We start from the raw sequence: 14,287 nt of genomic DNA, 5'->3' as shown, positions 1-14,287 counted from the left end.
CGCGCGTCGGGCGTCGGGCACCGGGCGTCGGGCACCGCGCGTCGCGCGTGGGGGTGGTGGGGGAGCGGGCGCCCGGTGGCGGGGGAGAGTGAACCTGACCGCGACGTGTTTCACGTGAAACGGTGCCGAGAGCTTGCGTGAAACTACATGGTGGCTGCCTTGCGGATGTCGTCCAGGAAGTCGTCAACGTGTCCGGGCGTGGTATCGAAGGCGGTCATCCAGCGGACGATGCCGGCCGACTCATCCCAGTAGTGGAACTGATAGCGGCGCCGCAGCGTCTCCGCGACGGCGGGTGGGAGGGCGGCGAAGACGGCGTTGGACTCGACGGGCTGAGTCAGGGACAGGCTGGGCAGGTCTACGATGCCGTCGGCCAAGCGGGTGGCCATCTGGTTGGCATGCGTCGCGTTCCTGCGCCAAAGGTCGTCCGTCAGGAGAGCCGAGAGCTGGGCCGAGATGAAGCGCATCTTCGAGGCGAGCTGGAGGGACTGGCGGCGGAGGAAGGGAACGGCGCCAGTCAGCGAAGAATCGAGGACCACCACGGCTTCGGCGGCCAGTGCGCCGTTCTTGGTGCCGCCGAAACTGAACACGTCCACCCCGGCATCCGTCGTGATGGTCTTCAGGTCGCAGCCGAAGAAGGCCGCAGCGTTGGCGAGTCGTGCGCCGTCCACGTGAAGGCGCAGACCGGCCGCGTGCGCCGCCTCGGCGAGCGCGGCGATCTCGTCGGGGGAGTAGCACGTGCCGAGCTCGGTGGCCTGGGAAATGGAGACGACCGTCGGCTGCGATTCGTGCGGATTGCCGACGCCGCCCAAGCGGGCCTCGATGTCGCCTGGGCGGAGCTTGCCGTGCTCGGTCTGCACCGTCATCAGCTTCACGCCGAGCAGGCGCTCGGCTGCTCCCGCTTCATGGGTGGCGATGTGGGCGCTGTCGGGACAGATGATGGCGTCGTAGCGACCGAGCATGAGGGCCAGACCGACCATGTTGGCGCCCGCTCCGTTGAGCACCGCGAACCCCTCCGCCTCCGCGCCGAACACCTCCTTGATCTTGTCATCGAAGGCGGCGGTCCAACTGTCGTCTCCGTAGGCGGGCGCGTCTCCGTGGTTCGCCGCCGCTATGGCTTCGAGGATGGCCGGGTGCACGCCTGCGTGGTTGTCGCTGGCGAAACTCTTTGGATACATCGAATTGATCAGCACGCTGTAAGGCTACTTTCACCGCCTTTCCCGGTAGCCGGTCCCCGCCCGACACACGCCGCCGGTTGGTCAGGAGACGGTGCGGGCGGCGGTGATCGGCGCAACGGTCTCGCTCGAGCGGTGGCGATCTGCCCCTACGGCGACGCGCGTCGCGATCCACGCAGGCGTTGCGGCCGGCCCTGAACGATGTCCGGACCGACTGCGGGTGCGTCGGGCTCGTCGGCTGCGGAAGCCTCCTGCGCGCGCCCGTGCCGTTGGTGAATCGACGCAAGCCAGCCAGGACGGCGCAGGGCGACGGTCACGCCCGTGCCCCGTGCCCCTGCCCCGTGCCAGTGCCAGTGCCCGTGAGCCATGGTGTGGCGACGGTGACAGCCGATGGGGAAGGGCGACAGGAGCGGGCCGACGGCGCGCACGAGCCGGCGGCGGCTTGTCGAGTGAACGGTTGGCGGTGCGCTGGAGAGGTGAGGAGCGGCAGCGGTTGGCGACGTTCGCAAGGGCCGGACGGCGACGCGCCGGAGGAGGTGCGCGGTCAGGTACGGGAACGGGCGGCGGCGTTCTGGAGAAGCGTGCGGCAGAGGTTGCCGAGATCCTGTCCGGCAGCCTCGGCGGCCATCGGCAGGAGCGAGGTCTCCGTCATCCCGGGGGCCACGTTGACCTCAAGGAAGTGCGGGACTCCCGCGGCGTCGACGATCAGATCCGTACGGGAGATGTCACGGAGACCGAGCGCGGTGTGGGCCGTCACCGCGGTCTCGGCGCACGCCGTGGCCGCCGCGGCCGACAGACGGGCGGGGGCGAAGAACTCGGTGTGCCCGGCCGTATAGCGGGCCGCGTAGTCGTACACGCCCTCGTCCGGCACGATCTCCACGGCCGGCAGCGCCACCGGGCCGTTGCCGAGGTCCACCACCGAGACCGCCACCTCCACGCCTTCGACGTAGCGCTCGATCAGCGCGGTGTCGCCGTAGGCGAAGCAGCCGACCATCGCGGCGGGAAGCTCTCCCGCCGTCCGTACGATCGAGGCGCCCAGCGCGGAGCCGCCACGGGCGGGCTTCACGAACAGGGGCAGGCCCAGCCGCTCCACGATGCGCCCGAGCACCACCGTGGCGCCGAGGTCGTGGAACGTCTCCTTCGGCAGGGTGACCGACTCCGGCGTGCACAGCCCGACCGAGCGGACGACGGCCTTGGCGGTCGGCTTGTCGAACGCCACGCGGCAGGCGTCCGGGTCGGCGCCCACGTAGGGGACGTCGAGGAGCTCCAGAACGGAGCGGATCGCGCCATCCTCACCGGCGCCGCCGTGCAGGGTCACGAACACCGCGTCCGGTGGGTCGGCAAGGATGGAGGGCACGAGGGAGGCGTCGGTGTCCCTGGCCTCCACATCGATGCCTGTCGCGCGCAGCACCTCGCTCACTCGGCGACCCGAGCGCAGAGACACCTCCCGCTCATAGGAGAGGCCTCCGGCCAGCACAAGCACGTGGCCCAGATCGCTCATCACAACTCCTCCGCTGATCGCACGCTGTCCAACCGTACCGGCGTCGGGGGTGAATGGTGTACGTGAGGTGGTTTCTCCCGCGTTTCTGCCCAGAAGGGATCGGAGCGCTGCTCGGCGACGGTGCCGGCCCGTCAAGAGGTTCCTGTCTATCCACGCTGTCGGCTCACCGATGGGACCTGATGTGTTCGCGCGATCATGGTGGTGGACAAGCTGTGGTCGCGCCCGCACGTCGATGCGCGCACGGTGTCCACGAGCCCGCGGGGGAGCGTGCTCCGCGCCGACGATGGTGCGATGGCGCCCGCGCGACGATCACGGCGGCATCGCGCCCATGATGGTGCGGCGTCAACGGCCGTCACGGTAATGCGGCGCCAGGGATGAGGGTGCGTCGCCCGGTGACCGGAGTAACGCCGGTCACCGGGCGACGTCGAATCTCGCGAAAATCCGTTAGGCCAGATCCGGCCCGGGCGTGTCCACGCCGAGGTGATCGCGTACCGAGCCCGTCCCGAACGTGTCCCGCAGCTGCATCTCCTGCTCGATCACCCCAGCGAGCCGCCGCACACCTTCCCGGATGCGATCCGGCTCGGGGAAGCAGAAGGACAGCCGCATGTGCCGGGCCCCGCTGCCGTCGGAGAAGAACCCCGTCCCCGGCACGAACGCCACCCGCTCCGCGACCGCCCGCGGCAGGATGGCCTTCGAGTCGAGCCCTTCGGGAAGGGACGCCCAGACGAAGAACCCTCCGCCCGGGCGGGTCCAGGTGACCTCGGGCGGCATCAGGGACTCGAGAGCGTCCAGCAGCGCGTCGCGGCGCTCCCGGTAGAGCTCCCTGAACGACTTGATCTGCTCCTGCCACGGCTGCGTGGCCAAATATTGGCCCACGGCCAGTTGGGTGAAGGACGAATGCGACAGCACGGCCGATTCCATGGCGAGCACGAGCTTGTCTCGGATGGCATGCGGGGCCAGCGCCCAGCCGACCCGGAAGCCGGGGGCGAGCGTCTTGGAGAACGACCCCAGATAGACCACGCCATCGGGATTGTCGGCCCGCAGAGCGCGCATGGGCTCGCCGTCGAAGCCGAGCAGCCCGTACGGGTTGTCCTCGATGATCAGCACCCCGGCCCGCTGGCAGATGTCGAGCACCTGCTGGCGGCGGGCGATGTTCAGCGTGACGCCGGCCGGGTTCTGGAAGGTCGGGATCGTGTAGAGGAACTTGATGGGAGCCCCCGCCGTCTCCAGCGCGTAAATGGTCTGAGCCAGCGATTCGGGCACGATGCCCTGATCGTCCATGGCGATGTGGACCACTTTGGCCTGGTAGGCGGCGAACGTACCCAGAGCCCCCACGTACGAGGGACCCTCGGCGAGCACCACGTCGCCCGGGTCGATGAAGATCCGGGTGATCAGGTCGAGCGCCTGCTGCGAACCGACGGTGACGACCACGTCGTTCGCCCCGGCGTGGATCCCCTCCAGCCGCATGACCTCGCAGATCTGCTCACGCAGGTGCGGGTCACCCTGGCCGGAACCGTACTGCAGCGCGACGGTGCCGCGCGTGGTGACGAGGTCGGAGACCAGCTCGCCGACCATGTCGAGGGGAAGAGCCGTGACGTACGGCATGCCGCCGGCGAGCGAGACCACCTCGGGCCTCGACGCGACGGCGAAGAGAGCTCGGATCTCGGAGGCGACCATCCCGGTAGCTCGCGCGGCATACCGATCGACGTAGGCGTCGATGCGCGACCCTTGGGTCGCGGGTGTCTGACCGTGATCCAGCTCTTCCGTCACGGCCCACCTCCTAGGTGTCATATCGCGTGGAAATACCAGATTACGCCAGCCCGACATGTCGCACGTGACCGGGCTCGACCGTCGTGGTGTCCGCTGGCTCCATCTTCACTGAGCTACCATGCCAGTTGGGGACGCGGTTTTCGCGCGCTTTTCCGGGTCAACGATAGGGGCCGTAGTTGTCGCGCCGGCTGGTCAACATAACCCTGGACAATCTTGAAGATCTGCCGCGGCGCTGCCGTAGGTGCGTGTTCTGGGAGCTCGATCCTCTCAGCGGGGAACGTGCCGTGGAGTCGGGGGACCCTGGGCTGGAGAAGGAGGCCTGGATCTCCGCCACGCTGCTGGAATGGGGGAGCTGCGGGAAAATCGTCTATGTCGACGGGGTGCCTGCGGGGTTCGTGATGTACAGCCCGCCGCTTTACACCCCGCGCTCGGTGGCCTTTCCCACCTCACCGGTCAGCGCCGACGCGGTGCTGCTGATGACGGCCCACATCATTCCCGAGTTCTCGGGTGGCGGGCTCGGGCGAATGCTGGTCCAGGGCGTGGCCAAAGACCTGACGCGGCGTGGGGTCAAGGCGATTGAAGCTTTTGGGGACCTTAAGTGGGAAGAACCTAGTTGCGTAGTTCCGGCTGAATACTTGCTTTCTGTCGGGTTTAAGACGGTTCGTCCGCATTTGCGATTCCCGCGGCTCCGGTTGGAACTCAAGACCGCCGTCTCGTGGCGCGAGGACGTCGAGGTGGCCTTGGAGCGGCTCCTCGGCTCCATGAGCCCGGAACGCGCTCTACGTCCCGTCTGAGGACCCCTGAGAGCTTTCCAGAGCACACTGAACATGCGAAAGCCCCTCGCGGAGACCGTGAGGGGCTTTCTGCCGGGCGGAAGCGCGCCGCGATGGACGAGCTAGATGATGCCCTCGAGCTCGCGGAGCAGCATGGCCTTCGGCTTGGCGCCGATGATCTGCTTCACGACCTCGCCACCCTTGTAGACGTTCAACGTGGGGATCTGGAGCACACCGTACTGGCGTGGAACCTCGGGGTTCTCGTCGATGTTGAGCTTGACGATCTCCAGCTTGTCGCCGTGCTCGTTGGCGATCTCCTGCAGGATGGGCGCGACCTGACGGCACGGGCCGCACCACTCGGCCCAGAAATCGACCAGCACAGGCTTGTCGCTCTTGAGGACTTCGGCGGCGAAAGTGGCGTCGGTGACAGCCTTCACGGTGCGCTCCTTACTTCTCGTTGTTGGCGAGCCAGCGCTCGGAGTCGAGCGAGGCCGCGCAGCCGGTGCCGGCCGCGGTGATGGCCTGGCGGTAGGTGTGGTCGACGACGTCACCAGCGGCGAAAACACCGTCGATGTTGGTCGCCGTGGTCGGCGCGGCCACCTTGATGTAGCCGTCCTCGTCGAGGTCGATCTGGCCCTTGACCAGCTCCGTGCGCGGGTCGTGGCCGATGGCCAGGAACAGCGCGTCGGTGGCCAGCTCGCACTCCTCGCCGGTCTTGACGTTGCGCAGCTTCACGGCCTCGACCTTGGTGTCGCCGAGCACATCGACGACCTCGGAGTCCCAGACGAAGCGGATCTTCTCGTTCGCGAACGCCCGCTCCTGCATGATCTTGCTGGCTCGCAGCGTGTCGCGCCGGTGCACCACCGTCACCATGCGGCCGAACCGGGTCAGGAACGTGGCCTCCTCCATCGCCGTGTCGCCGCCGCCGACGACCACGATGTCCTTGTTGCGGAAGAAGAACCCGTCACAGGTCGCACACCAGGACACGCCGTGGCCGGACAGCCGCTTCTCGTTCTGCAGGCCGAGCTCGCGGTAGCCGGAGCCCATGGCCAGGATGACGGACTTGGCGTAGTAGATGTCGGTGTGGGTCTTGACGACCTTGGGATTGGCGTTGAGGTCCACCTCGACGACGTCGTCGGCGACCAGTTCGGCGCCGAACCGCTCGGCCTGCTTGCGCAGGTTGTCCATCAGGTCAGGACCCATGATCCCGTCGGGAAAACCGGGGAAGTTCTCCACGTCGGTGGTGTTCATGAGCGCGCCACCCGCTGTGACGGAGCCCTCGAAGACCAGCGGCTTGAGCTCGGCGCGCGCGGAGTAGACGGCCGCGGTGTAGCCAGCTGGGCCGGATCCAATAATGATCACGTTACGAACGTCGCTCAACGCTCCACGCCTTCCTCGTCTGTCGTTGCACCGGCGTCAACAGATCCTAGGCCGCCGTGATTCCCCGCCCTACCCACAACGCCACGACAAGGCGAAAGAGCCGGTGTCCGCACGGGCTCTTTCGCCACGTCATCCGCGACGCCGGACAAACGAAAGAGCCCGCCGAAGCGGGCTCTGACGTTGGAGTAGGGGCCTACCAGCGACCCAGAGTGGGTTTGCGCAGGTTCTTGCAGTTGAACGGGTCGACGATGTCGATGCGGATCTTCTTGGCCGCTTCGTTCTTCCAGGAGGCGACGATGAGGGCGTCTTGCCCGTTGTACTGCCCCTGGTCGACCGCGAAGACGGCGAGCTTGCTCCGAGTGGCGACCTTGCTCGCGCACTTGGCGGCCTGGTCGGCACTGGAGGCGTCGCCGCCCCGGGCCTGGGCGAAGCCGAAGAACTTCTCCAGCGGCTGTCGCAGCTCATTGTTGCTGTAGTTGTAGCCGCTGTCGGTCAGCTGGTACGGCATGGCCTTGGCCTTGGCCTTCAGAGGGGTCTTGGGCACCGTCTCGGAAGGCTGCGCGAGAGGCGGTGGCGCGCTGCCGCCATCACCTCCGGAGGCGAGCAGGCTGGTCGAGACCAAGGCTGCCGTGCCCACCACCGCGGCGGCCGCCGCGGCCGCGACCGCGGGCATCGCCCATCGGCGCCGGTGCGAGGACCTGCGCCGGGCCGGGACGATGATGCCGTCATCAGAGACCACCCCGAGGCGTACGGGCTCGGGGACGGCTTCTTCTGGATCGGCCGCCGATCGCATGGGCACCTCGACTGGCCGCTCCCACGGGGCGTCCCGCATGAGCTCATCCCAGTCGGGTGCTTCCACGAGGCCGACACCTCCGCGCCGAGACTCAGCCTCGGCCGCCAGGGCCTTGTCAATGCGCAGTGCGACGCCCATCGGCATGGCCGGTGTAGGCGTGGCCGCGAGCACCTCGCGAACCGCTGCCAGGTCGGCCAGGAGCTCCCCACATGGGTCGCAGACCGCGAGATGCTCGCGGACCCGGCGCGCCGTGGCGGCGTCTAGGAGACCCTCGGCCAGCTCGGCCAGGATTTCCAGATCGTAGTGCGTATCACCCGTCACGAAGTTCTGCTCCCTTCGCGGATGAGACGCGATTGAGGTCCGTTCGGTTCCGCAGATGCGAAAGAATTGGGGCAAGTTTCGCGCGGCCGCGGGCGCACCGGCTCTTCACCGTCCCGCTGGGGACCTCTAGCACGTGAGCTGCGTCTTCGACGGAATATCCCATCATGTCGACAAGCACCAATGCCGCCCGCTGGTCGGGGGGCAGCAGTTTGAGAGCGGCCGAAACCTCCATGGAGACTTCGCGCTCGAGGGTCTGGTCAGGCAGCGGGGTCTCGCGCTCGGCGGCCTCGATGAGCTCGTCGTCGGCCACCGGCCGGACGGACTTGCGGCGCATCCTGTCGAGGCAGGCGTTGACCACGATGCGGTGAAGCCAGGTCGTGACGGCCGCCTCGCCGCGAAACGTGGCGGCCTTGCGATATGCGGAGACGAAGGCATCCTGCACGGCGTCGGCGGCCTCGTCCGGGTCACCGAGCGTGCGGAGGGCGACCGCCCACATGCGGTCGCGGTGCCGTTTGACGATTTCACTGAAGGCGTGAGGATCCCCGTTGATGTGCGCGGTCAGCAGCTCGGCGTCTGTGACCGCCGGCCGCTCCGCTGCTGAGGGTGTCTCGGGTGGGGAGTTCACAAGAGAGATTCCTGATTATGCCGATCCGGGAGAGTGCACCACTACTTCATAGATGGTGCCATGAAACTCCCCCGCTTCTGCCGGAAGACGCGTAAACCAGATCAAAACGTACCTGCCGGTTGCTGCTTGATCAGGTTTCAACGTGGTCTTGCCCGCCGCGTCCTTGTCGGTCGCCACCGTCTTCAGCGCGTCGAGATCGGGCGAGTCGCCCACCTTGAGCTCGACGGTCGCGGCCCCCGCGTTGGACAGCGTAGCCACCACGTCGCTGATCTGGACGGACTTGCCCATGTCGAGCAGCAGGCCGACGCCCTTCTTCATGTTGCCGAGCTCGGCGCTGGTGTAGCCCTCGGTTTCCCAGAAGGTGCTCGGCTTGCCGTCGATGGCCAGTGCGGCCTTCTCGGGCTTCTCCTTCTTGTCGCCGAGCGGGTCGAAATCCTGGGCCCTCTGCGGCTTGATCACTTGGACGGGCGCCGACGTCGAGGTGGAGGCGCTCGGGCTGGCGGTCTTGGCCTCGGGAGTGGTCGGGCTGCCCAGGCTGCGGCCGATCGTCCACGCGCCGACGCCGACGGCGGCGATGACGAGCAGGACGACCAGCGTCATCAGCACCCGGTTGAGTGTGCTGCCGTTGCTCGGCGGCCGGCGCTGCACCGGCGGTGGCGGCGGGGGAACGGTGAGCTTCTGGCGATGGGCGATGTCCAGGCCCTCGGTGTGCGAGGCGGAGGCCACCGCGGGTGTCGAGGGGTAGGAGATCGGAATCGGCATGGGCCTGGCCACGTCGGCCAGCGCCGCGGCGACCTCGGACGGGCTGGACAGCGCGCCGTGGCCCCTGCGCGACTCGGGCAGGCACGCGCGTACGGTCACCGCGTCGAGGTAGCCGGGCACACCGGCGGTGACCTGGCGGGGCGTGCAGAAGTGCCCGTCGGTCATGGGGGCGGCGGGCAGCCCGCCCTCTTCCTCATCGCCGGGCCAGTGTCCGGTCAGCCCGGCGTAGAGCAGCCGGCCCAGCCCCTCGGCGTCGTCGAGCGCGGGCTGGTCGGTGGTGAGCCCGTACATCGCCGCGTCGACGGCCACGCCGAGGACCTTGACCGTGTTGCCGGTCGTCCACACCAGATGCGCGGGGCGCAGGCACAGGTGGTAGAGCTGCGCCTCGTGGGCGTGCGTGAGCGCCTCGGCCGCCTCGGCGACCAGCCCGGCCGCGCGCTCCGGCTCCAGCGGCCCCGAGGCGAGCAGGTCGGTCAGCGTCTCGCCGGTGACCCACTCGCTGACGACGTAGGCGTGCTTGTCGTCCTCGGCGGCGTCGAACACCTGCGTCAGCCGAGGGTCGGTCAGCCTGCTCGCGGCGCGGGCGGCGGTGACGACCTCGTGGACGCGGGGGAAATCGGGCGCGAAGGTGTGCACGGCCACCGGTCGGGCCAGGATCTCGTCGATGGCCTTCCACAGGGTCGCGCCGTCTGACTCGCTGACGCGGTCCTCAAGCCTGAAGCGCTCGGCAAGACGGGTGCCGGGTTCGACGGCCGACGTGCTCACAGGCTCACTCCGCTTGGCCGATCGGGCGTTCTCATGACTCGACTCACCTGCGTGGTGGTGTCCCACGAAGGCACGCTATGCCGGGTGGATCCGCCCACGCCCCTCCTGCTTCCATTCGCGCGTGTCGGGCTCCATCGTAGTGCCGAGTTTCTTTACCGACCTACCCGTCTCGCGACCATCCCAACGATGGAGTTGACCTCCGGGATGCGCATTCTGTGGGCGACGCCGAGGTAGAGCAGCAATCCGAGGCCGCCGCCGATGGCCAGAACGATCAAGGAGTTGACGAAGCCGAGCCCGCCGAAGATCTGCGTGACGACCCAGACCGAGGCCAGCGCGAGCACGGCCGTGGGCATCGAGGCGAGGTACATCCTGGTGAGCGCCATGCCGATGGTCCAGCCGCCGAGCCCATGGACCCGGCGGCTGGCCAGCCACCAGGCGGTGACCGCGCCGAGCCCGTACGCGATGGCGTACGCCAGCGCCAGCCCCATCACCGTGTAACGGGCGGGCAGCGCCATGGTGAACAGCACCATCAGCAGCGCGTTGACCACGGTCGTGCCCGCGCCGACGAAAACCGGCGTACGGGTGTCGCCGAAGCTGTAGAAAACCCGAAGCAGCAGCTGGAACACCGCGAACGGCACCAGCGCCAGCCCGTAGACCTGCAGCACGTTGCCGATGTAGATGGCGTCGGGCACGGTGTTGGCCCCGTGTCCGTAAATGGGCACGGTGATCGCCGGGCCGAGCACCATGAGCAGCAGCGAGACCGGCACCATGAGCGCGCAGATGAGCCGCACGCACGACCCGAACTCGCTGCGCACGTCGTCCAAGCGGCCTTCCCCGACGGCCCTGCTCATCCGCGGCAGCATGGCCGTGATCACCGAGACGCCGATGACGCCGTACGGCAGCTGGAACAGCTGGAACGCCAGTGTGTACGCGCTGATGCCGTGCCCGGCCACCACGTCGCCCGCCCCGCTGGACAGGTTGGTCGTCAGCAGGAAACCGAGCTGGGTGACGATCACGTAGCCGATGGTCCAGGCGCCGGCCTTGGCCATCTCGCCCAGCCGGGCGTTGCGCACGTCGAAGCGCGGCACGAAAGAGAACCCGGCCCGCCTGAGCGCCAGGATCAGGACGACGGCCTGGGCCACGATGCCGGCCGTGGTGCCCAGGCCGAGCAGCGCCAGCTCTCCGGTGCCGACCTTCTCGACGTCGTCCCTGCCGGTCGGGATGACCACGACATAGGCCAGGAACACGCAGATGACGACCACGTTGTTGAGCACCGGTGCCCACATGGGCGCGCCGTAACGGTCGCGCGTGTTGAGAATGGCGCCCGCCACCGCGCCGACCCCGAAGAAGGCGAGCTGCGGCAGGATGAAGCGGGCCAGCATGACCGCGACCTCGAACTTCGTGCTGCCCGGCTCCCAGTCGGTGTAGAGGCTGATGAGCTGCGGCGCCGCGAACACCCCGGCCACCGCCACCGCGACCAGCGCCACCGTGGAGATCGTCAGCAGCCGCTGCTCGTAGGCCCGGCCGCCGTCCGCGTCGTGCTGCTGGGCCCGGATGATCATGGGCACCACCACGCTGCTCAGCACGCCCAGGAGCAGCAGGTCCAGGATGCTGTAGGGGATGGCGTAGGCCGCGTTGTAGGCGTCGCCCAGCGCCCTCGTGCCGATGGCGTACGCGAGCACCATGGTCCGCACGAACCCCGTGACCCTGGACACCATCGTGCCCGCCGCCATGATGGCGCTGGCCCGCAGCATGCGGCTCATACGGTCTCACTCTCCCGGTTCTTGACGGCCCGCGCGACCTTCCGCTCCGACCTGCGCCGCAGGATCCGCGTCACCACGGCGGCGAGCATCACGGTGAGCGCCGCGCCGACGATCACCAACGCGATGCCGGTGTAGCCGGTGGTGCGGATGGTCAGGCGCTGCGGCTTGCCGTACGGCTGCCCGTCGGCGGTCTTGAGCTGGACGGTCACCGTCGCGTCACCGCCGCTGATGCTGGCGTTCATCGGCACCTTGACCGTCCCGCTCTGCTCCGGGCCGATCGTCAGCGGCTGTTCCTGCTGGAAGTTGACCTGCAGCAGCTTGCGGTTGTTCGACTTGACGTCGATGTAGAGGGTGACGGGGACCTTCAGAAGGTTCCGCACGCTTATGGGCACCACTCCGTTGCTGCCGGCCATCGTGCGCGGCCGGTCCGGACCCGAGATCTCGATCTGGTCGATCTGGTCCGAGACGGCGGTGGTCACCTGCTTGGTCACCGAGCGGCCCACGCGCGTGCGGTTGCGCCAGGCCGACGAGGTGAGCCTGAGCACCGCCGCGTCGAAGGCCGACGGTGTCCGCGTCGCCGTGATCAGAGCGGTGAGCTGGGCCTTGGAGCTGACGTCCTTGACCGGCGTCAGGTATTTTTCGCTCAGCTCCTCCTTGCGGTTCTCCTGGGAGTAGGTGAGGCCGGCGCGCGGGACGGGTGCCTTGCCCGGCTTGACGGACTCCAGCGGCGTCAGCTCCAGCCACGGCAGCCTGTCCGCGGTCTTCAGCAGGCCGGTGACGAGCTTCGGGTTGGGATCCCAGTGCCGCGAGGGGGCGACGACCAGCGACCTGGGCCGGGTCTGGCCGGGCTCGGCGGCGATCATCGCGGTCTCGGCGATGAAGCGCTGCGTGCTGAGCAGCATGGACGTGGAGGTCGTCGGCTCGAACAGGCGGCTCAGCTCGGCGTCCGCGACCAGCGCGGTGACGGGCCCGTTCACCGAGTCGAGCGTGGCGGCGGCGTCGGGCGTGAACGCGACGGGCGGCTGCGGCGGCAGATTGGTGGAGTTGAGCAGGACCGTGTCGACCTTGGTGTCGGCGACCGAGAGCAGGTCGAGCGCGTCAGGGTCGAGCAGACCTGCGGGCGGCCAGTTGATGTTGGTCTTCACGTCGCGGTTGAGCAGCGCCTTGCCCTTTTGCGCGCTGAGCTGGATCGCCCGGTTGGGCAGAGCGTCCAGCCCTTGATGTGCCAGCGCTGCCACGTCGGGATCGGCGTACGGCACCGCGACCACGGGCGAGGCGGCCAGCGCGGTGCTCATGGTCGTCAGCCACTGCCCGGCCGCGGCGTTGGCCGGTCTGTCCTCGTCGCCGTGCTTGGTCTTGACCTTGTACGCCTCGCGCATCGTGCTGACGTCGTCCAGCAGCGCGGGATCGAAGAACCACGTAACTTGCTTGGGGGCGGCCTGGGCGATGAGGGCCAGGTCGGCCAGGCGGCCCTTGCCGGTGATGGCCTGGCTCAACTTGTCATCCACGAACCGGTTGCCGTCGGTCGCCCGGTGCGGCTGGTCGATGACGGGCAGCGCGACGGCCAGCTTGTTGCTCGGCAGCTTCGGCTGCGTGGGCGGCGCGTAGGTGAGGTACGTCCGCTGCGCCGCCAGCGAAACTCTGTATTGCGACACGTCCACCGCGATCGGGTAGACGCCGAACGTCCGCATCCCCATCTGCACGGGTGTCGCGGTGAACTCCCAGCGCGCCTGGGCGCCGGGAGCGAGCGGCTCGAGGTCCATGGCCGAGGAGTCCGAGGGGGTCGCCGGAAGCGTCGCGGGGTTCTGGTCGGTCTGGTAGGCGGCCATCAACGCGCGGTCGGTGAACCTCTGCTGCGTGTAGCGCAGCCGCACCCGCAGGCCGGTCTGCGGCGCGCCGCTGTCGTTGCGGACCGTACCGGTGAATTTGATCACGTCGGTCATGCTCTTCGGCACGTCCGGCGAGATCGAGGTGATCGTGACGGTGAACGGTAGCCTGCTCGCTTGCGTGCCCGTTTTTGCGGCAGCAGGGTCCGGCGCCGCCGCCACCACCGTGGGGGCGAGCAACGCGGCGGACAGCACGGCGAGCAGCGTGGCCTTACGGATCACGCTGATGTCCGAGCTGGAGTACGACGACGCACGCCCGCAATCGTACGGGTTCAGTGCCGCCCCGCGACCGCCTCACGTGATCCTCTAAGGCGTGTGCCGCGAAGGTCGACCGTCTTGCCCGGCAGGATTGCCAGCAGGTCGAGGGCGTGAATGGACAGTGCGGTGTGACGTTCGCCGGTGGTGGTGAAGACGGGTTCAGTGTCCGCCGACACCCGGTCGTCGATGAACATCGGCAGCGACTCGGGCAGCAGCAGCGGGCAGACCAGCCCGTCGGCGTAGTCGCTCGCCGCGTTGACGACGTGCGCAGGAGCAGGCCGCACCTGGCGCACACCGAGCGCTCCACCGACGGCTTCCGGCCGCGGCGGAGCCGCCACGGAGGAGACGACCGCGATGACGGCCTCGCGGCCGACCCTGGTGGCGACTTCGAACACCGTGACCATCAAGCACCTCTCCGGTGCCGCGGAGAGCGTCTCAGGCAGTTCTTCCGCGCAAGTCATGGGACGCGGAAGGCGTACGATCTCATGGTGGACTTGGTGTGCGAGGAGCCAGCGGTG

At 68.4% G+C, this 14,287-nt stretch carries 12 protein-coding genes; 1 reads left to right on the top strand and 11 read right to left on the bottom strand.

Annotated features, from left to right (window positions below):
• Nucleotides 1-143 precede the first annotated feature (143 nt).
• From ACTMTI_RS04925 to ACTMTI_RS04915, 3 genes are all read right to left on the bottom strand, one after another.
• On the bottom strand, nt 144-1,190 hold the full coding sequence (locus ACTMTI_RS04925) for a threonine aldolase family protein (RefSeq protein WP_441118407.1): 1,047 nt from the start codon (nt 1,188-1,190) through the stop codon (nt 144-146).
• A 526-nt stretch (nt 1,191-1,716) separates the two neighbouring features.
• Nucleotides 1,717-2,673: a D-alanine--D-alanine ligase family protein gene (locus tag ACTMTI_RS04920; RefSeq protein WP_441118406.1), complete on the bottom strand. Its 957-nt coding sequence runs from the start codon at nt 2,671-2,673 to the stop codon at nt 1,717-1,719.
• Nucleotides 2,674-3,117: 444 nt separating this feature from the next.
• The gene (locus ACTMTI_RS04915) at nt 3,118-4,464 is read right to left on the bottom strand and encodes a PLP-dependent aminotransferase family protein (RefSeq protein ID WP_441118405.1); all 1,347 of its coding nucleotides are present in this window, start codon (nt 4,462-4,464) and stop codon (nt 3,118-3,120) included.
• A gap of 155 nt (nt 4,465-4,619) precedes the next feature.
• Here ACTMTI_RS04915 and ACTMTI_RS04910 point away from each other — a divergent pair, with 155 nt between their 5' ends.
• Complete coding sequence (locus tag ACTMTI_RS04910; RefSeq protein ID WP_441118404.1) at nt 4,620-5,237, top strand: GNAT family N-acetyltransferase; 618 nt, start codon at nt 4,620-4,622, stop codon at nt 5,235-5,237.
• A gap of 101 nt (nt 5,238-5,338) precedes the next feature.
• Here the strand turns inward: ACTMTI_RS04910 and trxA are convergent, their stop codons facing one another.
• The 8 genes from trxA to ACTMTI_RS04870 form a co-directional block, all read right to left on the bottom strand.
• Complete coding sequence (gene trxA / locus ACTMTI_RS04905; RefSeq protein WP_441118403.1) at nt 5,339-5,653, bottom strand: thioredoxin; 315 nt, start codon at nt 5,651-5,653, stop codon at nt 5,339-5,341.
• 10 nt (nt 5,654-5,663) lie between these two features.
• Entirely contained in the window at nt 5,664-6,596 is a 933-nt protein-coding gene (trxB, locus tag ACTMTI_RS04900; RefSeq protein ID WP_441118402.1) for a thioredoxin-disulfide reductase, read from the bottom strand.
• 193 nt (nt 6,597-6,789) lie between these two features.
• A complete protein-coding gene (locus tag ACTMTI_RS04895) occupies nt 6,790-7,710 on the bottom strand; it encodes an anti-sigma factor family protein (protein ID WP_441118401.1) in 921 nt (306 codons plus the stop codon).
• Nucleotides 7,700-8,335 (bottom strand): RNA polymerase sigma factor SigM, encoded by a 636-nt coding sequence (gene sigM, locus ACTMTI_RS04890; RefSeq protein WP_441118400.1) that lies wholly within the window; start codon nt 8,333-8,335, stop codon nt 7,700-7,702. The genes ACTMTI_RS04895 and sigM overlap by 11 nt, the downstream gene beginning before the upstream one ends.
• 15 nt (nt 8,336-8,350) lie before the next feature.
• Entirely contained in the window at nt 8,351-9,862 is a 1,512-nt protein-coding gene (locus tag ACTMTI_RS04885) for a protein kinase family protein (RefSeq protein ID WP_441118399.1), read from the bottom strand.
• Nucleotides 9,863-10,014: 152 nt separating this feature from the next.
• A complete protein-coding gene (gene murJ, locus ACTMTI_RS04880) occupies nt 10,015-11,625 on the bottom strand; it encodes a murein biosynthesis integral membrane protein MurJ (RefSeq protein ID WP_441118398.1) in 1,611 nt (536 codons plus the stop codon).
• Entirely contained in the window at nt 11,622-13,733 is a 2,112-nt protein-coding gene (locus ACTMTI_RS04875) for a DUF6049 family protein (RefSeq protein WP_441118397.1), read from the bottom strand. The genes murJ and ACTMTI_RS04875 overlap by 4 nt, the downstream gene beginning before the upstream one ends.
• 50 nt (nt 13,734-13,783) lie before the next feature.
• The gene (locus tag ACTMTI_RS04870; protein WP_441118842.1) at nt 13,784-14,230 is read right to left on the bottom strand and encodes an aminoacyl-tRNA deacylase; all 447 of its coding nucleotides are present in this window, start codon (nt 14,228-14,230) and stop codon (nt 13,784-13,786) included.
• Between the last annotated feature and the right edge of the window lie 57 nt (nt 14,231-14,287).

It is taken from the genome of Nonomuraea sp. H19, assembly GCF_052068215.1.
Taxonomy (GTDB): Bacteria; Actinomycetota; Actinomycetes; order Streptosporangiales; family Streptosporangiaceae; genus Nonomuraea.
The sequence above is the reverse complement of the archived record's forward strand: the minus strand, read 5'-3'. Positions and strand labels throughout refer to the sequence as shown.

Bases quoted from the DNA above. Each gene is read 5' to 3' on its own strand.
- ACTMTI_RS04920 (WP_441118406.1), bottom strand. From the start codon at position 2,673: ATGAGCGATCTGGGCCACGTGCTTGTGCTGGCCGGAGGCCTCTCCTAT.
- ACTMTI_RS04915 (WP_441118405.1), bottom strand. From the start codon at position 4,464: ATGACACCTAGGAGGTGGGCCGTGACGGAAGAGCTGGATCACGGTCAG.
- murJ (WP_441118398.1), bottom strand. From the start codon at position 11,625: ATGAGCCGCATGCTGCGGGCCAGCGCCATCATGGCGGCGGGCACGATG.
- ACTMTI_RS04870 (WP_441118842.1), bottom strand. From the start codon at position 14,230: ATGACTTGCGCGGAAGAACTGCCTGAGACGCTCTCCGCGGCACCGGAG.